This is a genomic window from Micromonospora sp. NPDC049359 (assembly GCF_044466585.1).
GTDB lineage: Bacteria > Actinomycetota > Actinomycetes > Mycobacteriales > Micromonosporaceae > Micromonospora.
In genome coordinates this window covers 205350-227189 of the sequence record NZ_JBITMW010000003.1, presented here as the reverse complement: position 1 = coordinate 227189, position 21840 = coordinate 205350, and the positions used below count along the sequence as shown (strand labels likewise).

The following is a 21840-nucleotide window of genomic DNA, read 5'->3' as shown; positions in this document are numbered from 1 at the left end:
GTCACCCCTGCCCGTTGGCGATGGACATCGGCATGGGCATCGACCCGACCATGATCTCGCCGAGGGTCTCGGCGTCGCCGGCGCACAGGGCGCGCAGCACCTCGAGGAAGGTGTGCGCAACGGTCGCAGCGGCTGGGGCGTCGTACCAGCGGCGGTCGTAGAGCAGCTCCAACCGCAGCCGATCAGCGTCAACCACGTTGACGACCAGCGGATACTCAGTGCTCTCCACTGCGCCGGCCACGGTGAGCGTGGCCCGGCCGGTGCAGACCGTCGGCGACAGCGTCTCGGTCACCACGATGCTGTGGAACAGCGGCACCCCGCGCGGGATCCCGGTGCACTCCTGGACCTCGCTGAGGGGCGAGTTCTCGTGCTCCTGCATACGCACCATCTGCGCCTGGACGTCGTCGAGCCAGGCGGGCACCGCCATTCCGGCGTCGAGGCGCACCCGGACGGGCAACGTGTTGAGCATCGGCCCGACGACCCGGTCGGCCCCCGGAAATGCGGCGGTGCGCCCGGAGACGGTGCAGCCGAAGAGCACGTCGTCGCGATCGGTCAGGTGACCGAGCGCTGTCGCCCAGGCGGCAGTGGCCACACTGGCCAGGGTGAGCCCGTGTCCGCGCGCGTATGCCCGGACGGTCCGCGTCTGCTCGTCGGTGAGGCTGAGCGTCACGTAGTCGCTCCCCCGGCGCTCCGCCTGCGGTGCCGGAACCGGCATCGGGGTGGGCTCAGTGACGTCGTGCAGCTGGGTGGCCCAGTACCGGCCCGATTCGACGGCATCCAACGTCCCGAGCCAGCCGACGTACTGCCGGAAGGCCGTCGCGGGCTCCAGGCGGGCCGGTCGTCCCTCCAGCAACGCCGTGTAGACCGCCATCACGTCGCGCAGGAGCAGATCGACACTCCATCCGTCGAGCAGCAGATGGTGATAGGTGAGGATGCCGGTGACGGCGTCCTCCGAACGGCTCAGCACCAGTTTCCAGAGCACCCGGTCGAGGGTCATGCCCGTACTCCGCTCGGCGACCGCGACTCCGGCCGCATCGTCCACCGTACGGATGAACAGTTCCGGTTCCCGCCAGACGACCTGAACCGGTTCCTGCCCGCTCTGCCAGTCCACGGTGGTCCGCAGGATTGCGTGCCGGCCCGCGGCCTCGCGCCAGGCCCGCTCGAACAGAGCCAGGTCCACCGCACCGGTCAGCCGGAGGTTCTGCTGGTCGATGTAGACGCCCTCGTCCGGGCGCAGAAGAGTCTGGAACAGCATGCCGGCCTGGGTGGTGGTGAGCGGATAGACGTCCTCGACGACTCCGGGCCCGGAGGTGATGAGGCGGACTTCGTCGTCGGTCAGGCGGGCGAGCGGGAAGTCGGAGGAAGTGTGCCCGCCGGGGTGTGCGACGCAGTACCGCACCAGTTCGTTGACGTGGTCGAGGAACCGCTCGGCCACCGTCACCACGCTCGACTCCGCCAGCCGCTCCGGAGGGTAGGTCCAATCGACCAGGAGCCGGTCCTCGCGGATCTCGGCCTCGATCTCGATCGGATGGGTACGGCGCTGCCCGGGTGCACGGTCGGCGCCGCACACCGGTGCCAGCATGCGCAGCGGACCGGTGGCGGACGGCGGTGTCACCCGGCCGTGATAGTTGAACACCACCTCGGCGTCCTGCTCGGCGCGCAACCGATCCGCCTGCGGGCTGGTACTGAGGTGACGCAGGAGGGCATGGTCGAAGCCGCCGTGGGGCATCGAGCGGAGATGTTCCTTGACGGTGTCGAGTGCGGCGCCGAGGTCATCGCCGTCGATCGACGGTGCGAACGGCACCACCGAGGTGAACCAGCCGACCGTACGGGAGATGTCGATGCCGGGCAGGGGATGGTCGCGGCCGTGCCGCTCGACGTCCACCCGCACCGAGCCACCGGCCCAGTCCCGCAGGGCCAGGGCGAGGGCGGTCAGCAGCACGTCCTCGACCTGCACGTGCCGGGCGGCGGGGGCGCCGCTCAGCAGCAGCCGGGTGTCCTTCACGCCGAGCTCGGCGCGCACGGTGCTGGCGGCGCCGACGAGGTCGGAGCCCGCGTCCGGGTCGCCGGGCAGCGCGGTCCCGGTCGGCACGGTGAGCCGGTCACACAGAGCCAGCACCGTCGGGTCGTCAGCGCGCCGCTTGAGCGCTGCGGCCCACACGCCGGGGTGCACCTCCGTGGCCGGCAGGGCGGCGTCCTGCCCGTCGGTGTCACACGCCGCCGCCAGGTCTTCGACCAGGAACCGCCAGGACACCGTGTCGACCGCGAGGTGATGGACGACGACGATCAGGTTGGCCGGCCGGTCCCGGCGCGTGACGAGCGCTGCGCGTAGCAAGGGTCCGCGGGTCAGATCGAGGCTTGCCTGCACCCGGTCCGCGACGGCCGAGAGTTCCTCGTCGTCGGCGATCGACTCGTGGATCAACAGGTCGGCATCCCCGGGTGGCTCGATGTGCTGCTGCCAGCCCGCATCGGTCCGGGTGAAGCGCGCCCGCAGCGCCGGGTGCCTGTTCACGACGGCGCGCAGCGCTTCGGCTATCACCGTCGGGTCCTCGATCTCGGTCTCCAGCAGGACGGACTGGTTGTAGTGGTGTGCGTCGGCCAGGTCGCAATTCAGGAACCAGGCTTGCATCGGCGTCGGTGGCAGGGTGCCGCCGATGTCGCCGGCCTCCGCCCCGGCCGCGTCCGAGGCGGTCGCCACCGGCTCGGTGTGCGCCGCGAGGGTGGCCACCGTCGGATACCGGAAGATGAGCCTCGGCGTGATCTCCAGGCCCTCCGCGCGGGCCGCGGCCATGATCTGGATCGTCAGGATGGAGTCGCCGCCGAGTTCGAAGTAGTTGTCGTGGACACCGACCCGATCGAGGCCCAGTGCTGCGGCCCAGATGGCCGCGACCCGCACCTCCACCTCGTCGCGAGGGGCGTCGTATCCCCGGTCGGCGGGTTCCGCGACGAGGTCCGGGGCGGGCAACGCCCGACGCTCGACCTTGCCGTTGGCGTCCAGCGGCACCGCGTCGATCGCCACGAACAGCGAAGGGATCAGGTAGCCGGGCAGGAGCCGGCCGAGAAACTCGCGCAGTTCACCCGCGCCGGGCACGCCGCCTGCGTCGTCGGTACCGGTACCGCTACCGACGACGTAGGCGACCAGCTGGCGGCGATTCTGCTGATCCGACCGGGCCAACACGATCGCCCGCTCGACGCCGGGATGGGTGGCCAGATGCTGTTCGATCTCGCCGGTCTCGACCCGGTACCCGCGGATCTTCACCTGGTCGTCGAGTCGGCGCTGGAACTGCACGTTGCCGTCGGGCAGCTGGTAGCCCCGGTCGCCGGTGCGGTACATCCGCATGCCGGGGCGACCGGTGTAGGGATCGGGCAGGAAACGCTCCGCGGTCAAGCCGGGTTGGTGCAGGTAACCCCGGGCCGGGCAGACGCCGCCGATGTAGATCTCCCCCGGCACGCCGACCGGCGCCGGGGCCAGATTTCGGTCGAGTACGTACATCGTCGTGTGCGGGATCGGACTACCGATCGGCAGCAGATCCCGATCGACTGGATCACCCACCGGCGTGTACACCGAGTTCGCCACGGACGCCTCGGTCGGACCGTACTCGTTGAGGATGTCACTGTCCGGAGCGAGGCTCCGCCAGCGGCGCAACGCGGAAGACGGAAACGCGTCCGCACCGACGGCGAGCACCCCCGCCAGTCCAGCCGCCTCCGCGGCGGTGAGTTGCTGGGTGAGCAGCTCCAGGTGACCCGGGGTCATCTTGAGGAAGCTGTACGGGCCACCGCGCACCAGTTCCGCGGCCAGTTGCGCCGGGTCGAGCCCTTCCGGCAGCAGGCGGACCGGTCGGCCGAGCAGCAGTGGGGTGTAGAGGTTCGGCACGATCATGTCGAATCCGACGGATGAGAAGAGAGCCGTGCCGCCGTCGCGCCCGCCCGTGTACCGATCGGCGCAGAACCGCAAGTAGTTGACGAGGCCGCGATGGTGGCAGGCCACCCCCTTGGGTCGTCCCGTCGAGCCCGAGGTGTAGATGACGTAGGCGAGCTGGTCGGCGTGCCGGGCCCCGGGCGGGTCGGTGTCGTCCTGCTCAGCTATCAGCTCGGCGTCGCGGTCGAGCAGGCATACCTGTCCAGGTGGGTCGGTCAGCAAGGTCTGGTACTGGTCCTGGGACACCACATGGGACAGCCCGGCGTCGGCCATGATGGTGCGGACCCGCGCGGCCGGGTTGTCCGGCGCCAGGGGCACGTACGCGGCTTGCGCCTTCAGCACCGCGAGCAGGGTGACCAGCAGCTCGGGGCTGCGCTCGACGATCACGCCGACCAGGCTCTCCGGACCGACACCGATGCCCTTCAGGTGACGGGCCAGCCGGTTCGCCCTGGCGTTCAGCTCCCGGTACGTCATCGTCTGCTCGCCCCAGAGCAGCGCAGCGGCGTTCGGCGTGCGGCGGACCTGTTCCTCGAACAGGCCATGGATGGTGGCATCGTCGGGGCCGGGCACCACGGTGTCGTTGATGCTCAGCAGACGGTCGTGTTCGGCCCGGCTCAGCACGGAGGTGTCGCGGAGCAGCCGGCCGGGTTCCTCGGCGAACGCTTCGGCCACCGTACGCAGGTGGTCGGCGATGCGTCGCGCGGTCTCGGGCTGCACGGCGCGCAACTGGTGGCGAAGGAGGAAGCGGATCCGGTCCGGCTGCTCCTCCACCATCAGGATCAGCGGATAGCCGGTGCGCTCGTACGTCTCGGCCAGGCGCAGACCCGCAGCGTGCGCGGCCGGACCGGTGCCCGGCTGGTTCTGGGCGATGACGATGGTGTCGAACAACGGCGTGCCCCTCGGCATGTCGCTCACCGCCTGGATGTCCGGCAGCGCCGCGTGCGCGTGATCGCGCATCCGCACCAGGTCGGTCTGCAGGTCGTTCAGCCAGCCGGCCAGGGTGTCGCTCCCGTGGTAGCAGGCACGTACCGGAATGGTGTTGATGAACAGGCCGACCATGTCCTCCACCGCGGGCAGGTCGGCCGGTCGCCCCGCCACCGTCGACCCGAACACCACCTCGTCCTGTCCGCTGTAGACCACCAGCAGCAGCGCCCAGAACCCGTGCGCCAGCGTGCTGGCGGTCAACCCCGCGTTCCGGGAGGCCGCACGCAGTCGGGCCAGCAGCGGGCCGTCGACGTCCATGGTGACCTCGCCGATCGTCCCGTCCGTGGCGGTGTCGTGGCCCGAACCGTGCACCTCCCAGGCCGTCGGCTCGGTCAGGCCGGCCAGGTACGCGCGCCAGAAGTCCTCGGTGGGTCCGCGATCCTGAGCGCGGAGCCAGTCGGTGAGACGCCGGTACGGCACGCCGTGGATCTCCGCGCGGCGCCCGGCACGCCGAGCAGCGTATGCGACGCCGAGTTGCTCGGTCAGCGTGGCGAGGCTCCAGGCGTCCAGGATCAGGTGATGGTGGCTGAGGACCAGCCGGGTGTGGGCTCCGAAGTCGATGAGAGTGGCGCGCACAGGTGGCGCCGAGACGAGATCGAACGACGCTAACCGGTCCTCCCGGAGGAACGCGGCGAAGAGAGCCGGGCGTTCGGCGTCCGGGCGGTCTCGCCAGTCGATCTTCCGGACCGGAAGCGCGAACCGCCGCAGCACCACCTGGGTCGGGTCGGCGACCCCCTCGAGCTGGACCCGGCTCCGCAGCACCGGGTGCGTGTCGACCAGGTCCTGGAGGGCCGCGGTCAGCGCCTCGTCGTCGACGGGCGCAACGGCGTCGATCACCGTCTGCTGGTGATAGTCCCCGCTGTCCTCGGACAGCTCGCTGTGGAAGAGCATGCCGGCCTGCATCGAGGTGAGCGGGTACGCGTCGGCGATGTCGGCGCGGTTGCGTAGCTCGGCCAGCGCCGGGTCCTCGACGTGACCGGCGACCGCCGGGGCACCCGTGGTCGGAACGACCTCGTCGGCAAGCCGGCGGACGGTCCGCAGACCGAGGATCTGCGCGGCAGTCGTCTGCAGCCCGGCATCCCGGGTGCGGACGATGATCTGCAGCGCGGAGATCGAGTCGCCACCCAGTGCGAAGAAGTCGTCGTCGATGCCGAGCTCGGCCAGGCCGAGCACCTCGCTCCAGACCGCGGTCAGGGTCCGCTGCGTCGGGTTCTCCGGGGGTGAGTACGGCGATCGCAGGTCGGCGCGGGTCAGCATGGGTACGGGCAGGGCCGCCCGATCGACCTTGCCGCTGGTGGTCAACGGAATGTGCGCCAGCGGCAGGTACATCGCCGGCAGCATGTAGGCCGGGAGGTCGCGGGACAACCACGACTCCAGCTCGTCGCGACCGGGCAGGGGACGGTCACCCGTACCGACGACGTAGGCCACCAGGCGGGTGTGCTGGTTCTCGCTGTGCGTCACCACGACGGCATCGGCCACCGCAGGGTGACCGCGCAGTACGGCGGAGATCTCCCCCAGCTCGATCCGGTTTCCATTGATCTTCACCTGGTGATCGACGCGACCCAGATAGTCCAACTGCCCGCCCGGCAGCGCGCGGACCACGTCACCGGTGCAGTACATCCGGTGCCCGCCGCCCGCGAACGGGTCGGGCAGGAACCGGTCGGCGGTCAGGTCGGCCCGGCGGTGATACCCGCGGGTGACGGCGACGCCGCCGATGTACAGCTCACCCTCTGTACCGGCCGGCACCGGTTCGAAGTTGTCGTCCAGCACGTACCAGGTCACGTTGTCGATCGGGTCACCGATCGGAACGCTCGTCCCGTCACTGCCCGGCTGCCAGGTGTGCGCCGACACCTCGATCGAGGTCTCGGTCGGCCCGTACATGTTGTGCACCTGCGCCGACATCAGCTTGGCGGCCCGGTCGGCCAGATCGGGCGGCAGTGCCTCGCCGGTGCAGAAGACATCGCTGACGCAGTCGAGATTCGCCACGGCGGGCTCGGTGACGAACTGGGCGAGCATGGACGGTACGAAATGGACGATGTCCACTCTCTCGGCTGCGATGATCTGCGCCAGATAGGCCGGATCGCGGTGTCCGCCGGGCCGGGCAAGGACCAACCGGGCACCGCTCACCAGCGGCCAGAACAACTCCCAGGCGGACACGTCGAAGCTGATCGGTGTCTTCTGCAGGATCGTGGTGCCGGGGCCGATGGGTCGCACGCGCTGGTGCCACAACAGCCGGTTGACGACCCCGCGGTGGGGGACCAGCACCCCTTTCGGGCGGCCGGTCGATCCCGAGGTGTAGATGACGTAGACCAAGTTGTCCGGATCGGCGGGCGACGGGGGTGCCTCGCCCGGCGGAAGCGAGTCGATGTCGAGCACCGGTACGCCGGCGCCGTTACCGTTCATCAGACCGTCGTGGGTGAGGACCACCGGCGCCGCGGTGTCGGTCAGCATGAACGCCAGCCGGTCGACCGGATAGTCCGGGTCCAGCGGCACGTACGCGCAGCCGGCCCGGATGATGCCCAGCAGGCCGGCCATCATCGCCACACTCCGCTCGGCGCACAGACCGATCGGGGTCTCCGGCCCGAACCCCCGCCGGCGCAGGGCCGCGGCGACCGCCGAAGCCCGTGCGTCGAGGTCCGTGTACGACAACGTCACACCGTCCGCGGTGATGGCCGGTTCCTGCGGCGTGGCCGCGACCTGGGCTCGAAACAGACTGTCGACCGTGTCATGGGGGTTCGCTCGCATGGCCGCACCATCCCGAGGCCGGCTATCCACGGTCTATCGGCGCCCTATCCCCCCGGGACCGGAGCGGCATCCGGCGCCGACAGGGATCGAACAGGGCCTCGATAGGTCGACCGGGCAACGTCGCCGGCATGACCAAGCCAAGGGCCATCCTGCACTCGGCCGTCGTGGCGCAGAGTGACCGGACGCCGGATGCGATCGCCGTGATCGACGGGAACACCGCCCTCACCTACCGCGACCTCGTCTCGGGAGCGGATCGGATCGCCGGCGCCCTCGTCGCCGGGGGAACCCGTACGGACGACGTGGTGGCGATCGTGCCGGACCGGTCGGCGGCCATGGTGACGGCGCTGCTCGGGATCCTCCGCGCCGGCGCGGCCTACCTGCCGATCGAGCCCGGCACCCCACCGGCCAGGACCCGGCAACTGGTCGCCGACGCGCGGGCCCGGATCTGTCTGGCCGGGCCCGGCGAGATCGCCAGCACGGCCGAGGCGCTCCGGTCGGTCGCCGTCGTCCTGCCGTTCAGCGTCGCCGGGCCCACCCCGGGACCCGCACTGCCGGACGTCCACCCGGACGGCCTCTGCGCCGTCTACTACACGTCCGGCTCGACGGGGCACCCGAAGGGGGTGGCCTGCACGCACCGGGGCTGGACGAACCGGATGGACTGGATGCAGCGGCACCACCCGCTGAGTCCCGCCGAGACGGTTCTGCACAAGACGACGTTGACCTTCGACGACGCCGCGGTGGAGCTGTTCTGGCCACTGGCCGCCGGTGGCCGGACCGCGATGCTGGCGCCGGGCGCGCACCGTGACCCTCGCGCGATCATCGACGCGGCGATCAGGTACGAGGCGGTACACCTGAACTTCGTACCGTCGATGCTGGAGCTGGTCCTCGACGAGCTGACCGACGCCGATGTCCACCGGTTGCACCGACTCCGCAGCGTGCTGTCCAGCGGCGAGGCGCTGCCCGCCCGGCTGGCCGAGCGGTTCCTGGCCCGCTTCGGGGACACGGTGACCCTCGACAACACCTGGGGCGCCACCGAGGTCTCGATCGACTCGACCTGTCATACCTGCACGCCTGAGGACCGCTCCGGGCCGGTCGCCTCGGTCAGCATCGGCCGTCCGATCGACCGCAACGAGGTCCTGGTCCTCGACGACCGCATGCAGGCTGTCCCGGACGACGAAGCGGGCGACCTCTACATCGGCGGAATCGGCCTGGCCCGCGGTTACCTCCACGCGCCCGGGCGCACGGCGGCAGCCTTCCTGCCTCATCCGTGGCGGCCCGGCGAACGGGTGTACCGCACCGGCGACCGCGGCCGCCGTGACCGTGCCGGCCGGCTCCACTATCTCGACCGTCAGGACCGGCAAGTCAAGATCCGCGGGGTACGGATCGAGCTGGGCGAGATCGAGGCCGTGATGCGGGGATGCGACGGAGTGTCCGATGCCGCCGCGACCACCTGGCGCGGGCCGTCCGGCGACGCCCGTATCGCGTTGTTCCTGGTGGTCGACCAGCCTGGCCTGACGGCCGCCCGGCTGCGCGAGCATGCCGCCGCGACCCTTCCGGGATATGCCGTGCCGTCGGCCATCGAACTGCTCGACCACCTACCCCGACTGCCCAGCGGCAAGCTCGACCGGCAGGCACTGCCGACGCCTGCGGCGGTCGAGCAGGACGAGCACGTGGCCCCCCGGACACCACCGGAAAAGGTGGTGGCCCGGATCTGGGAGGACATGCTGGGTGCCCCGCGGGTAGGCGCCACCGACAACTTCTTCGCTCTCGGCGGGCACTCCCTGCTGGCCATCCGGACCACCAGCCAGATGATCCGCACCTTCGGCACCGACATCCCGATGAACCTGCTCTTCGAGCATCCGACGGTGGAGGCGGTGGCCGCCCGTATCGAGGAGCTGGTCGAGCGCCAGGTCGCCGCCCTGAGTGACGAGGACGTGCTGCGCATGGCGCGCAGCTGACCGGAAGGACAACGAGATGAGCACCACGGAGCAGTTCCAGGTCGTGATCAACGACGAGGAGCAGTACTCCATCTGGCCGCTGCACCGGACCCCTCCGGACGGCTGGCAGCCCGACGGCACGACCGGCACCAAGGATGACTGCCTCAGCCACATCGACGAGGTGTGGTCGGACATGCGCCCGCTGTCGCTGCGCCGAAGCATGGACGGATAACCGACCCGGCGCGCGAAGGGGAATCCCGAATGACCGACACGACGAACATCCCATCGCCAGAAGCCACGGGCCCCAGCACCGTGGCCGCCGAGGGCTGGCTCCTGCGGCGACGACCCGGTGTGCCGGACGAGGATCGTGTCGTGGCGCTCGGACGCGATGCGGCACATTGCACCGAACTGCTCGACGGCGGGGATTCGTGGCTCGTCGCCCGTGGCCGGCCCGTCCCGCCTGCTTCGGTGGTGCTGATGTTCCCCGGCGTGGGCGACCAGCGTCCCGGTCTCAGCCGCGACCTTTATCACGCCGTACCCGCTTATCGGGCCGAGCTCGACCGGGTCAGCGAGATGCTCCGCCCCCTTCTCGATCAGGATCTGCGCGAGCTGCTGCTCACCGACGAGTCGGGCCCGACCGGGTGGTCCCTGCGGGAGCTCCTCCAGCGGGATGCCGGCGGTCCTCTCAGCCGGACCAGCCTCGCGCAACCGCTGGTCTTCGCCCTGGAGTACTGCCTCGCGCGGCTCCTGCTGCATTGGGGCGTCCGACCCGCCGCGCTGGTCGGATACAGCATCGGGGAGTACGTTGCGGCCTGCGTGGCCGGAGTGCTGGACATCCGGGACGCACTGACCCTGGTCACGCGCCGAGCGGCGTTGATCGAGGAGGTACCGGCCGGCGCCATGCTGGTCGTGATGCTGGATCCGGGCGACCTGGCCGAGCATCTCGGAGACGACCTGTGGCTCGCCGCAGTGAACGGCGCCGGGCTGTGTCAGGTGTCAGGGACGCCCTCGGCCGTCGCCCGGCTGGCGGAACGGCTGACCTCTGCGGGTGTCGCCACTCTTCCGGCGCCGGCCCGGCACGCCTTCCACTCCCCGCTGATGGATCCGGTCGCCCGGCCGCTGGAGCGTCTGCTGGAGAACATTCCCCTCACGCCGCCGAGCATCCCGGTGCTCTCCAACGTCACCGGTGACTGGCTGACCGACGAGGAAGCCTGCTCGCCCGGCTACTGGGCCCGGCACCTCTGCCAGCCGGTCCAGTTCGCCGGCAACCTGGCGCGCATGTGGGGGATGCCGCGCGTGCTGGCGGTCGAGGTCGGTGCCGGGCAGATGCTCACCTCGCTCGCCAACCAGCACCCCGCGCGTCCCCGCGGCCCGGGGACACCACCGGTCGTCGCCACCCTGACCAGCCGCGGCAACGACCATGGCGAGGTGGCCGCGATGGCCCGGGTGCTGGCACACGCCTGGGCGAACGGCGCCTGGGAACCCACCGCGGCCGGATCCGGGCCGGCGGACGCCGAGAGGGGAAAATCATGGACTTCGCGCTGAACGAGGACCAACGCCGGCTGCGCACCGAGATCATCGAATTCGCGCAGGCACGCCTGGGCGAGCAGGCCGGTGCGAACGACCGCGAGGCACGGTTCGACCGTGCGGGGTGGGACGAGTGTGCCCGGTTCGGGGTGTTGGGCTGGCCCTTCCCGGCCGAGTACGGAGGCGCCGGACTGGATCCACTCAGCTGCGTCGTCGCCTTCGAGGCGCTCGCCTACGGATGCGCCGACAATGGTCTGGTCTTCGCGATCAACAACCACGTCTGGGCCTGCGCCGTGTACATCGCTGAGCACGGCACCCCGCAGCAGCGCAAGCAGTTCCTGCCGGGCCTGATCGACGGCTCGACGATCGGCGCACACGCGCTCACCGAGCCGGACGTGGGCTCTGACGCCCTGTCGGTGACCACCAGGGCCGTCGAGGAGAACGGTCAGTACCTCCTCACCGGAACCAAGTGTTTCATCAGCAACGCACCGGTGGCCGATCTGTTCGTGGTCTTCGCCGTTACCGAACCCGATGCGGCGCCGCAGGGGCGGCTGTCGGCCTTCATCGTCCCGGCGTCGACGCCGGGCGTCCGGGTCGTCCGCGAGATCGGTAAGGCCGGTCTGCGCGGGACCCCGATGGGCGAGGTCAGGTTCGAGGATTGCGTGATCCCGGAGGACTACCTGCTCGGCGCTGCCGGTGGCGGATACCGGCTCTTCACGTCGGCGATGGAGTACGAGCGCGGCTTCATGTTCGCCGCCCAGGTCGGCGCCCTCCAGCGGGTCATGGAGCGGTCCGTGGCGCATGCCAGTGCGCGCCGGCAGTTCGGCCGACCGATCGCCGCTTTCCAGGGCGTCTCACATCCCATCGCTGACATGCGAGTCCGTCTGGAGCTGGCCCGCCTGCTGCTGTACAAGGTCGGCTGGCTCAAGCGGGAGGGCCGGATGGCGATGCTGGAGGCGGCGATGCTCAAGCTGTACGCCAGCGAAGGTCTCGTCGATTCCGCTCTGGCAGCCCTGCAGATCCATGGCGCCCGAGGCTATGTCGAGGACCAGCCGATCGAACGTGAAGTACGCGACGCGCTGGCCGGCACGGTCTACGGCGGCACCTCGGAGATCCAGCGCAACATCATCGCTTCGCTGATCGGCCTGCCCGCATGAACAGCCGGCTCGCGACCTGTCATGCCCGAGGAGGCATCTCTTGACCACCCTCACCATCGCCATGGAACAGCCGCTGTCGTCTGTTTCCGCCGAGGAGTTCGGCCGCCGGATCTTCTTCGCCACCGCTGACATCCTCAACTTCCGCTTCGTCCGGAACGGCGATGAGGTCACCGCCGTCGACCTGACAGTGGCCGACCAGGGAGACGTCGACCAGGTCCGGCGCAAGGTCAACGCTGTACTGAACGACGATGTCCTGAGCCAGCTGACCCGTCCACCGAAGGTCATCTGGTCCTCCCCGGCCGAGCGTCCCGTCCCGGACGGGACCTTCGACCGGCTCATGGCCGACGGGGAGGCGTCGCCTTCCGGCCAGGGCCAGGTGGCGCTGGGCCCACAGATGCTGCACCTGATGGACGCCCTCGACGACACGATTCGCGACATCGTCGTGGACGAGTTCCGCGCGCGCGAACAGCGTTACCCGACGCTGATCCCGGCATCCGTGATGCACCGCTGCGGCTACCTGACGTCCTTCCCGCAGTACCTGATGTTCGTCAGCCGCCTGCACAGCGATCGAGACGTCTACCGCGACTTCGTGACGGACACCAGCACCGGCGGAGCGATGGTGCCCGATGTGCTCGACCGGTGCGCCGGCGTGGACTACTGCCTCCCTCCGACCATGTGCTATCACACCTTCCACCAGCACGCCGACGGAACGCTGCCGGAGGACGCCGGCGTGGTGACCGCCCGCGGCAAGTCGTTCCGCCACGAGGAGAAGTACCACAGCGGTCTGGAGCGGCTCTGGGACTTCACCATCCGGGAGATCGTCTTCCTGGGCGACCGCGACCATGTGACAGCCGGCCGGCAGCGCCTCCTCGACCGCATTCTGGGTCTCACCGAGGATCTCGGCCTCAGCGGCCGGTGCGAGGTGGCGAGCGATCCGTTCTTCGGCGATCTCGACGTGGCCGCCCGCGCCACCTCGCAGCGTCTGCTCGAGCTCAAGTACGAGCTGCGGCTCGACGTCGGCGGCAGCCGGGACATCGCGGTCGGGTCGTTCAACCTCCACGAGCGCACCTTCGGATCGGCCTTCGGCATCCACATGTCCGACGGGGAGGTCGCGCACTCCGCGTGTGCCGGATTCGGCCTGGAGCGGCTGGCCTATGCCGTCGTGTGCCAGCACGGACTCGACCCGGCCGGCTGGCCCGCCCGGGTCGCCGAGTTGCTCGCCGCGCCTGACGGCCGATAAGTCATGACAACTGACAGGGGATTACCCGTGCGAGAGAACATCGCCGTCATCGGGGCGGGAACCATGGGGATCGGCGTCTCGCACGCCTTCGCCGCCGGCGGCCACCACGTGACCCTGGTGGACATCGGCAAACCCGCTCTCGACCGAGCGGCCGAAGAGATAGCGCGTAACGTGCGGCTCTTCGGCATGGTCGGTGGTACGCCGGAGAGCACACCGGGCGCAACGCTGGCGGCGATCACGTTCAGCACCGAGCTCGCTGACGTGGCCGACGCCGACTTCGTGGTCGAGAACATCACCGAGAACTTTTCGCTCAAGCAGCGGGTGTACCGAGAGCTGGACGAGATGTGCAAGCCCGCCGCGGTCTTCGGGGTCAACACGTCCGCGATCCCGATCACCCGCATCGCCGGGCTGACCGAGCGGGCCGACCGGGTCGTCGGCACCCACTTCATGAATCCGGTGCCGCTCAAGCCGCTGGTCGAGGTCATCCGCGGTTTCCACACCTCGCCCGAGACCATCGCCTTCACCCGTGACCTGATCTCCCGGCTCGGCAAGGACACTGCGGTGGTCGAGGACTCGCCCGGCTTCGTCACGAATCGCGCCATGATGCTGATGGTCAACGAGGCCATCTGCCTGTTGCAGGAGGGCGTGGCACCGGCGGCCGAGATCGACCGGCTCTTCGTCCAGTGCTTCGGGCACCGCATGGGACCACTGGCCACCGCCGACCTCATCGGCCTGGACACCGTGCTCTATTCGCTCGACGTCCTCCTGGAGAACTTCAACGAACCCAAGTACCGCCCGAGCCTGCTGCTGCGGAAGCTCGTCGACGCCGGTCACCTGGGCCGCAAGACCGGGCAGGGCCTCTTCGACTACCGCACCACGGACCCCACAACCGTTCCGGAAAGGAACTGACATGCAGAACCACCTGGACACGATCCGTGCGTTCGTCCGGCGGCAGGCCGACGGCATCGCCGACGACGAGGACATCTTCGCCAACGGTTACGTGAACTCCCTCTTCGCCGTGCAGGTCATCATGTTCGTGGAGCAGACGTTCGGCATCACGGTGGCCGGGGACGACCTCGACATCCGCAACTTCCGGTCCATCGCCGCGATCGACCAGTTCGTGGTCGACCACGCCGGTGATCGGCTGGTCGCCCCGCTGTAGCCCTCGTCCCGCACGACGAACTGGCCGGCTGCCCGTGGGCAGCCGGCCAGTTGGTCTGTGGCGGTGAGGTCACCCAGCCGGCGGGGAAACCGGGGTGGCGACTGCCAGTAACGACCGCATCACCGCCCTGGACGAGCGCATCCGGGCGGCCAGTTCGTGCAGCGCCAGCAGCAGGTGCGCGTCACCGGAGCGGTAACGCAGCACACTGATCCGGATGAGCGGGCCCATCACCGGATCCAGCGGGCGGTCACGCTCGAGGTTCAGCCGCGTGCGGGCGGCCTCGTCCTCGATGTCGATCTGATGGGTCTCCACATAGACCTCCGGCGCTACGGGGCACGGCTCGTAGCGCCAGCCACCCTGGTCACGACGGACCCGATCGGCCAGTTCGGGTACGTCGTCGATCAATCGCTGTTGGGCCGCCGCCAGACTGTCGACACTTATCCCGTCGGACGCATAGCGGACGACGACCCGGCGGAACCGCCGCGACGGCCCGTCCCGCAGATCCTGCAGGAATAGATCGACCTCCGGCGGCTCCAGATAGCGCATACGGTGGTCACTCCCCCTCGGCGATGCGGTCCGACGCGGTGGCCGGCGGTCGCTGCTGAAGCCGTCCCACCGACACCACGACCGTCACGACTGTTGTACGAACCATGGCTTTCGCCGGGCTTCCGCCTCGGTCGACCGTCGGCCTGCGATCGCGTCCTCATGACGGCACGAGCCGACAGCACGCCGATAGGCCCGGCAGTGAGTATCGGTGCTGCACCACCCACCGGCTGGTGTGAACCGGCTTGTCGAGAGGGCGGCGGATAGACATGTTCACTATGGCGGCAGCAGCACCAACGCCGTTGTCGGTCTGCGTACTCGGCGGCGCGAACAGCAGTCAGGACCGCAGCGCGCCCGCCGCCGCCGACCGATTCGGGCGCCGGTCGGGTGGACGCGGTCACCGCATCACCTGTGGCGGCAGGTCCGGGCTGACGGATCTCGTGGCGTGGTCCGCGCACCTGGCCGGCCCCGACACCACCTCCGCGCTGACCGCGGTCGAGGGAGTCCAGGCGGCTGGAGGTGCACGGTGCTGAAACTCAACCAGACGGCTTCCATGATCGACCGTCGGCGGTTCCTGTCCCACCTGGCGGAGCTGGCCCGATTCGGCGCGGACGAGCTGGGCGGAGTGTCTCGGACCGGCTTCAGCGAGGCGGATCACGCCGCCCGGCGATACCTCTGCGAGCGCTCGCGGATGCTCCGGTTGCGCGCCACCGTCGACGCGGCCGGGAACCTCTTCATCGGACGCCGGGAGGCGGACCGGGACCGGCCGGTCCTGCTGTTCGGATCGCATCTCGACAGCGTGGTGCACGGCGGCCGGCTCGACGGGGCATACGGCGTCGTGGCCGCCCTGGAAACCTTGGCACGGCTGGACGAACGAGACGGCTCCTTTGCGTACGAGCCGGTGGCGGTCGCCTTCGCCAACGAGGAGGGCGCCGAGTTCGGGTACCCCTTCTTCGGATCGAAGGCGATGGTCGGTCCCATCGAACATGCCGAGCGTCTGGTGGACAGCGCCGGGCTTCCCCTGCGCGACGCCTTGCGGGCTGCCGGGGGCGATATCGACGCCCTGTCCTCGGCCGTGTGGCCGGCCGGCCGGCTCGGCGGCTTCCTCGAGCTGCACATCGAACAGGGCCCGGTGCTGCAACGGGCCGGTGTCCCGCTCGGATTGGTCGAGGCGATCACCGGGCGCCACATCTTCGAGATCACGGTCACCGGCGAGCAGAATCATGCCGGAACCACCCCGATGGACGATCGGCACGACGCGCTCGTAGCCGGTGCCCGCCTGACGCTCGCCATCGAGGACATCGCCCGGGTGCGCCGGCTCTGCGCCGTCTCGACGGTGGGCCGTTTCGATGTCCGGCCGAACGTGACCAACGTGATCCCGGGCGCCGTCACCTTGACCGTGGAGATCCGGGACGGCTCACTCGATCGGCTGGCGAACGCCGAACGCGCCGTCCTGGCGGCGGTGGCCGCGCTGGGACCCGGCATCGACGCGCGGGTGGACGTCCGCATGCGCGCCGCTCCCGTCCGCACCGACCACCGGCTCAGCGCCGCGATCACCGACGCCGCGGCCGAGCACGGACTTCCCGTGCTGACGATGCACAGCGGCGCCGGTCACGACGCGCAGATCGTCGCTGCGGCGGGCCCGGTCGGAATGATCTTCGTACCCAGTCGGGACGGGATCAGCCACTCCCCCCGTGAGCACACCGAGCCGGAACATCTGCTGGCCGGGGCGGACGTACTCCTGACCACGGTGCGTCGCCTGTTGGAGGGGGCGGACCGGTGAGGTTCACCGGGCGTGTCGACGCTCCCCCGGCCGACGTCCTGCACGAAGAGATCCTGCGCCCGCAGTTCGAGAAGGAAGCCCGCACGCTCCTGCCCTGGTACGTGCTGATCGAAAAGGTCCTGTTGCTGGAGTACCGGCGAATGGGGTTGATCGACGACACCCAGTCGGCCGCGCTGGTCTCTCGGCTGAACGAGCTGACCCCGGAACAGATCACCGCCGATCCGGAGGGCAACATGTCCGACCTCGCGTTCGCCATCGAACGGTACGTCCAGGGCGGACCGGAACCTGTGCCAGCCGCATGGCACGTCGACCGCAGCCGCAACGATCTCCAGGCCTGCGCCCAACTGCTGTACGGCCGATCGCAACTCGCCGCGCTCATTGAGAGTCTGGTCGGTCTGGCTCGGGCCGCCGCCGACCGCGCGGCGGCCGGCGTCGACCTGCCGATGCCCGGATACACACACCTGCAGGCCGCTCAGGTCGTCACGCCCGGCTTCTACCTTGCCGCCCTGGTCGAGGAGTCGCTGCGGACCATCCGGCAGATGCGTGCGACCTACGACGCGGTCGACGAGTGCCCGCTCGGCGCCGGTGCGATGGCCGGTCAACAGCTGGACTGGGACCTGCCCCGCATGGCGACGCTCCTGGGTTTCGATCGGCCGACCCGGCACGCCCTGATGGCGGTGGCCTCCCGTGGGTGGGCGCTGCGTGTAAGCGGGGATCTGTCCGCCTACGGGGTGGTCCTCAGCCGCTTCGCCACCGACCTGATGGCGTGGGCCAGCGGCGCCTACCGCCTGGTGGACCTTCCGGACTCGATGGTGGGCATATCCTCGTCCATGCCGCAGAAGCGCAACTTCCCGGTGCTCGAACGGATCCGTGGCCGGAGCGCACACCTGACGGCGCTGCACCTCGATGTGGCCATGGTCCAGCGCGCGACTCCGTACGCCAACATGGTCGAGGTTTCCAAGGAGGCTGGTAGTCACCTGAATGCGCTGTTCGCCCAGGCTGGATCGGTGTTCCGGCTGACCAGCACCGTGCTCGCCGAGCTCCGCTTCCGGCCCGAGCAGATGCGGGATGCGTGCGCCGGTGACCACCTCGGCGGCTTCCGGCTGGCCAATCTGCTCACCCTGAGAGCGGGACTGCCATGGCGGCACGCGCAGGTGGTGGCCGGCCGGTACATCGCGGCGGCCGTCGACGCGGGCCGCTCCCCCGGCGAGCCCGACGGGCCGCTGTTGCGCAGGCTGGCCGCCGGCTACCCGGTGACGGAGCCGACGGACCTGCTGACCGAGGCGTTCGACGTGGACGCCGACCTGGCGTCACGGACGTCCGACGGATCAACCGGTCCGGACGCGGTACGTCGCCTCCTGGCCGTCCAGTGCGCCGAACTCGACGAGCACGCGGCATGGGGACGGCACCGCCGCTCCGCGACGACCTCTGCGGTGAACGCCGTGGAAGACCAACTGCGAGGACACCATGTTGTTTGACTCGGTGACGGCGGCGATCGGACATACCCCGCTGGTCCGGCTGCGGATTCCGGCAGCCCCCGGGGTGCGGGCGTACGCCAAGCTCGAGATGCAGAACCTGATGGCGATGAAGGACCGGGTGGCCAAGGAGGTCGTCCTGCGCGCACGCGAGGCCGGCACGCTGGTCGACGGCGCGCCGATCGTGGAGAGCTCGTCCGGCACCATGGCGCTGGGGCTGGCGCTGGTGGGCAACCATCTCGGTCATCCGGTCCACATCGTCACCGATCCCCGGATCGATCCGATCACCCTGACCAAGCTCGAGGCGCTGGGCTGCGCGGTGCACGTCGTCGAGGCGATGACCGGAGCGGGCTGGCAGAGTGCCCGGCTGGAACGCCTCGCTCACCTGATGGACGACCTGCCCGGTGCCTTCTGGCCGCAGCAGTACCACAACCCGCACAACCCGCTGGCGTACCGCGCCCTGGCGGACGAGCTCCTGGAGGACATCGATGGCCTCGATGTGCTCGTCGGCGCGGTGGGCAGCGGCGGTTCGCTGTGCGGGACCACGGCGGCGCTGCGCGCCGACCGGCCGGAGCTGACCTCCGTCGGCGTCGACGCCGTCGGCAGCATGCTGTTCGCCCAACCGGACCGTCCCGAGCGCCTGCAGAGCGGACTGGGCAACAGCCTGCAACCGGACAACATCGACTACGCCGTGCTCGACGAGGTGCACTGGCTGTCCGATGACGAGGCGTTCGCCGCGACCCGGGCGCTGGCCCGGGAGCAGCAGATCTTCGCCGGCAACACTTCTGGCTCGGTGTACCGGGTCCTCACCCACCTGGCCCGGCAGGCCGCCGAAGGGACGACGCTGGTGGGCATCTTCCCCGACCGCGGCGACCGGTACGTGGAGTCGGTCTATCGGCACCGGCCGGAGACGCAGCCTCGTAGCCACCCGGTGCAGGTTCCGTACGGCACCGTGGTGACCGCCTGGTCGTTCGCCGAACTCGGGCGGAACCACCGCCGTCAGCTCGGCTTCATCGAGGCGAACACCACGGGCACCGGCATGACGGCCATTCGGACGGCCGCCCGCCTCGACGTGGAGCCGGTGTTGTTCACCAGCTCGCCCCAGCGTTACCGCGGGCTGCCCGACGTCCGCGTCCGCACCGTGGTCTGCGACACCGACGACACTGCGGAGCTGGCCCGGACGATCAAGGCGAACCTCTCGTCGCCCGCCGGCATCGCGACCACCAGCGACTTCTACCTGCCGCAGGTCAGCGAGCTGACCGCCTCGTTCGACCTGCCGGGCAACCCGCCGGAGGCGATCGCCGTGTGCCGCGACAAGGCGGCGACACGGCGGATGCTGAGCGCGGCCGAGGTGCGCCAGCCCGGGTACGCCGTGGTCGCCGCCACCGACGAGATCCCGGCCGCGATCGCCGTGACCGGCCTGCCGTGCGTGGTGAAGCCGATCGACGACTCCGGCTCGAACAACGTCCGGCTCTGCCACGACCTCGCCGAGACGGCGGACCAGGTCGAGTGCATCCTGGCGGTCACCACGAACGTGCGCGGCCAGGCGACCGCCAGGCTGGCACTGATCGAGGAGTACGTGGCGGGGCCGGAGGTGTCGGTGGAGATGTTCAGCCACGACGCCACGGTCGCCTGTCTCGGCGTCACGGCGAAGTCCACGCTCGCACCGCCGCACTTCGTCGAGGCACGGCACGTCTTCCCCGCGGCTCTTCCGCCGGCCCTGCACGCCGAGGTGCTGACCTTGGTCACCCGTGCCCTGTCCGCGGCGGGTATCCGGGAAGGCGCGACGCACACCGAGGTACGGCTCGGCTCGGCAGGCCCGTCCATCGTCGAGATCAACGCGCGCCCCGCCGGCGGCATGATCCCCGAGCTCGTGCGGCTGGCCACCGGGGTGGACATCGTCGAGCAACACCTGCGCGCGGCGTGCCGGCTCCCGGTCCAGCTCAGTCCGGCACGGGACCGCACCGCCGGGATCGCGTTCCTCACCGCCGGTCGCACCGGCCGGCTCACCGCCGTCGAGGGCACTACTGCGGCCCGCCGGACGCCGGGCGTGGTCGACGTGGCGGTGACGGCCGCACCCGGGACCGCCGTTCGTCCGCCGCGTAACGCCTATGACCGGCTCGGGCACGTCATTGCGGTGGGCAGCTCCGGCCACGAGGTCAGCGAGGCGCTGGACGCCGCACTCGGATATCTGCGAATCGAGGTCAACCATGATCGAACTGCGTAGTGACACCTTCACGCTGCCCTCTGCCGCGATGCGCTCGGCGATGGCCACCGCCCCGCTCGGTGACGACGTCTACGGCGAGGACCCCACCGTGCTGCGACTGGAGCGACTGGCCGCCGACCGCCTCGGCAAGGCAGCCGCCTGTTTGATGCCGAGCGGGACGATGGCCAATCTGGCTGCGCTGATGGCTCACGCCCCGCGCGGGGCCAAGGCGATCGTCGGGTCGGAATCCGATATCTATCTGTACGAGGCGGCCGGCGCGACGGTATGCGGTGGCATCTCCTACGAGCCGATCCGCAACCTTCCCGACGGCACTCTGCCACTGGCCTCGATCGCCGCGGCGTTCCCGGAGGACGACGAGGATCCACAGTTCGCCCCGGCGGCGGTCATCTGTCTGGAGAACACGCAGAATCGCTGCGGCGGGGTGGTGCTACCGGACGGGTACGCGGCCGAGGTCGCCGCGCTGGCCCGGACCCGCGGCGTCGCGGTGCACCTGGACGGTGCCCGGATCTTCAATGCCGCGGTGGCGCGCGGCGTACCGCCGGCCGAGCTGGCCCAGCACGCCGACACGGTGCAGTTCTGCCTGTCCAAGGGGCTCGCCGCACCCATCGGTTCAATGGTGGCCGGCGACGAGGCCACGCTGCTGCGGGTCCGCCGGATCCGCAAGATGCTCGGCGGCGGAATGCGACAGGCGGGCGTGATCGCCGCTGCCGGCATCCTGGCGATCGACGAGGCGGCCGAGCGCCTGAGCACGGACCACGCCCACGCGCGGCTGATGGCCGAGGGGCTGGCCGCGATCCCGGGTGTCACGCTGGACCCACCACAGACCAACAGCATTCTTTTCCGGGTCGCGGGACGGGACCCGGAAGAGGTCGTGCGGATGGCCGCCAGTGCCGGCGTCGCCGTCAACACCTTCGGGCACGGCCGGATCCGCGCGGTCATCCACTGCGGCGTCACCACCGGTGACGTGCACGAGGCGGTGAGCCGCCTCGCCAAGGTGATCACCCATTCCGAGCCGAGGCTGAACGGCGCCGGGAGCCCACGGTAGACAGTCGTGCGATCACACCGCCCCACCCGTCGAGGAGTGACGACCATGTACTCGATCCCGAACACCCCGGCCCGCTCGCACCACGCCACCGCCCCG

Annotated in this window: 13 protein-coding genes; 11 read left to right on the top strand and 2 right to left on the bottom strand. The window is 70.1% G+C overall.

The features are described 5' to 3' along the window. Nucleotide 1: 1 nt before the first annotated feature. On the bottom strand, nt 2-7648 hold the full coding sequence (locus ACIBTX_RS09640; RefSeq protein ID WP_357174167.1) for an amino acid adenylation domain-containing protein: 7647 nt from the start codon (nt 7646-7648) through the stop codon (nt 2-4). 128 nt (nt 7649-7776) lie between these two features. On the opposite strand from ACIBTX_RS09640, the gene ACIBTX_RS09635 reads away from it, so the two are divergent. From ACIBTX_RS09635 to ACIBTX_RS09605, 7 genes are read left to right on the top strand one after another with little or no spacing between them, the layout of a single operon-like run. Next, nucleotides 7777-9606: a non-ribosomal peptide synthetase gene (locus ACIBTX_RS09635; protein WP_091606456.1), complete on the top strand. Its 1830-nt coding sequence runs from the start codon at nt 7777-7779 to the stop codon at nt 9604-9606. 16 nt (nt 9607-9622) lie between these two features. Continuing rightward, a complete protein-coding gene (locus ACIBTX_RS09630) occupies nt 9623-9817 on the top strand; it encodes an MbtH family NRPS accessory protein (protein WP_091606459.1) in 195 nt (64 codons plus the stop codon). Between the two features lie 29 nt (nt 9818-9846). Next, on the top strand, nt 9847-11130 hold the full coding sequence (locus ACIBTX_RS09625; RefSeq protein WP_357128464.1) for an acyltransferase domain-containing protein: 1284 nt from the start codon (nt 9847-9849) through the stop codon (nt 11128-11130). Then, the gene (locus ACIBTX_RS09620; protein ID WP_091606465.1) at nt 11115-12269 is read left to right on the top strand and encodes an acyl-CoA dehydrogenase family protein; all 1155 of its coding nucleotides are present in this window, start codon (nt 11115-11117) and stop codon (nt 12267-12269) included. Before ACIBTX_RS09625 ends, ACIBTX_RS09620 begins: the two co-directional genes overlap by 16 nt. A gap of 40 nt (nt 12270-12309) precedes the next feature. After that, nucleotides 12310-13509, top strand: a complete 1200-nt coding sequence (locus ACIBTX_RS09615; protein ID WP_091606468.1) for a hypothetical protein — start codon at nt 12310-12312, stop codon at nt 13507-13509. Between the two features lie 27 nt (nt 13510-13536). After that, nucleotides 13537-14418, top strand: coding sequence for a 3-hydroxyacyl-CoA dehydrogenase family protein (locus tag ACIBTX_RS09610; RefSeq protein WP_091606472.1), 882 nt, complete (start codon nt 13537-13539; stop codon nt 14416-14418). Nucleotide 14419: 1 nt separating this feature from the next. Beyond that, a complete protein-coding gene (locus ACIBTX_RS09605; RefSeq protein ID WP_091606476.1) occupies nt 14420-14671 on the top strand; it encodes a phosphopantetheine-binding protein in 252 nt (83 codons plus the stop codon). A gap of 69 nt (nt 14672-14740) precedes the next feature. On the opposite strand, the gene ACIBTX_RS09600 is transcribed toward ACIBTX_RS09605, so the two are convergent. Further along, entirely contained in the window at nt 14741-15217 is a 477-nt protein-coding gene (locus ACIBTX_RS09600; protein ID WP_141714744.1) for a hypothetical protein, read from the bottom strand. Between the two features lie 550 nt (nt 15218-15767). On the opposite strand from ACIBTX_RS09600, the gene ACIBTX_RS09595 reads away from it, so the two are divergent. From ACIBTX_RS09595 to ACIBTX_RS09580, 4 genes are read left to right on the top strand one after another with little or no spacing between them, the layout of a single operon-like run. Then, the gene (locus ACIBTX_RS09595; protein ID WP_281594089.1) at nt 15768-16997 is read left to right on the top strand and encodes a Zn-dependent hydrolase; all 1230 of its coding nucleotides are present in this window, start codon (nt 15768-15770) and stop codon (nt 16995-16997) included. Continuing rightward, nucleotides 16994-18475 carry a lyase family protein gene (locus ACIBTX_RS09590; protein ID WP_357128448.1) on the top strand — a complete coding sequence of 494 codons (1482 nt, stop codon included), beginning with the start codon at nt 16994-16996 and terminating at the stop codon, nt 18473-18475. Before ACIBTX_RS09595 ends, ACIBTX_RS09590 begins: the two co-directional genes overlap by 4 nt. Next, the gene (locus ACIBTX_RS09585) at nt 18465-20699 is read left to right on the top strand and encodes a pyridoxal-phosphate dependent enzyme (RefSeq protein WP_396832323.1); all 2235 of its coding nucleotides are present in this window, start codon (nt 18465-18467) and stop codon (nt 20697-20699) included. Before ACIBTX_RS09590 ends, ACIBTX_RS09585 begins: the two co-directional genes overlap by 11 nt. Next, nucleotides 20683-21744: a GntG family PLP-dependent aldolase gene (locus ACIBTX_RS09580; protein WP_281593044.1), complete on the top strand. Its 1062-nt coding sequence runs from the start codon at nt 20683-20685 to the stop codon at nt 21742-21744. Before ACIBTX_RS09585 ends, ACIBTX_RS09580 begins: the two co-directional genes overlap by 17 nt. Nucleotides 21745-21840: the final 96 nt, after the last annotated feature.

Bases quoted from the DNA above. Each gene is read 5' to 3' on its own strand.
- ACIBTX_RS09640 (WP_357174167.1), bottom strand. From the start codon at position 7,648: ATGCGAGCGAACCCCCATGACACGGTCGACAGTCTGTTTCGAGCCCAG.
- ACIBTX_RS09635 (WP_091606456.1), top strand. From the start codon at position 7,777: ATGACCAAGCCAAGGGCCATCCTGCACTCGGCCGTCGTGGCGCAGAGT.
- ACIBTX_RS09630 (WP_091606459.1), top strand. From the start codon at position 9,623: ATGAGCACCACGGAGCAGTTCCAGGTCGTGATCAACGACGAGGAGCAG.
- ACIBTX_RS09625 (WP_357128464.1), top strand. From the start codon at position 9,847: ATGACCGACACGACGAACATCCCATCGCCAGAAGCCACGGGCCCCAGC.
- ACIBTX_RS09620 (WP_091606465.1), top strand. From the start codon at position 11,115: ATGGACTTCGCGCTGAACGAGGACCAACGCCGGCTGCGCACCGAGATC.
- ACIBTX_RS09605 (WP_091606476.1), top strand. From the start codon at position 14,420: ATGCAGAACCACCTGGACACGATCCGTGCGTTCGTCCGGCGGCAGGCC.
- ACIBTX_RS09600 (WP_141714744.1), bottom strand. From the start codon at position 15,217: ATGCGCTATCTGGAGCCGCCGGAGGTCGATCTATTCCTGCAGGATCTG.
- ACIBTX_RS09595 (WP_281594089.1), top strand. From the start codon at position 15,768: ATGATCGACCGTCGGCGGTTCCTGTCCCACCTGGCGGAGCTGGCCCGA.
- ACIBTX_RS09585 (WP_396832323.1), top strand. From the start codon at position 18,465: ATGTTGTTTGACTCGGTGACGGCGGCGATCGGACATACCCCGCTGGTC.
- ACIBTX_RS09580 (WP_281593044.1), top strand. From the start codon at position 20,683: ATGATCGAACTGCGTAGTGACACCTTCACGCTGCCCTCTGCCGCGATG.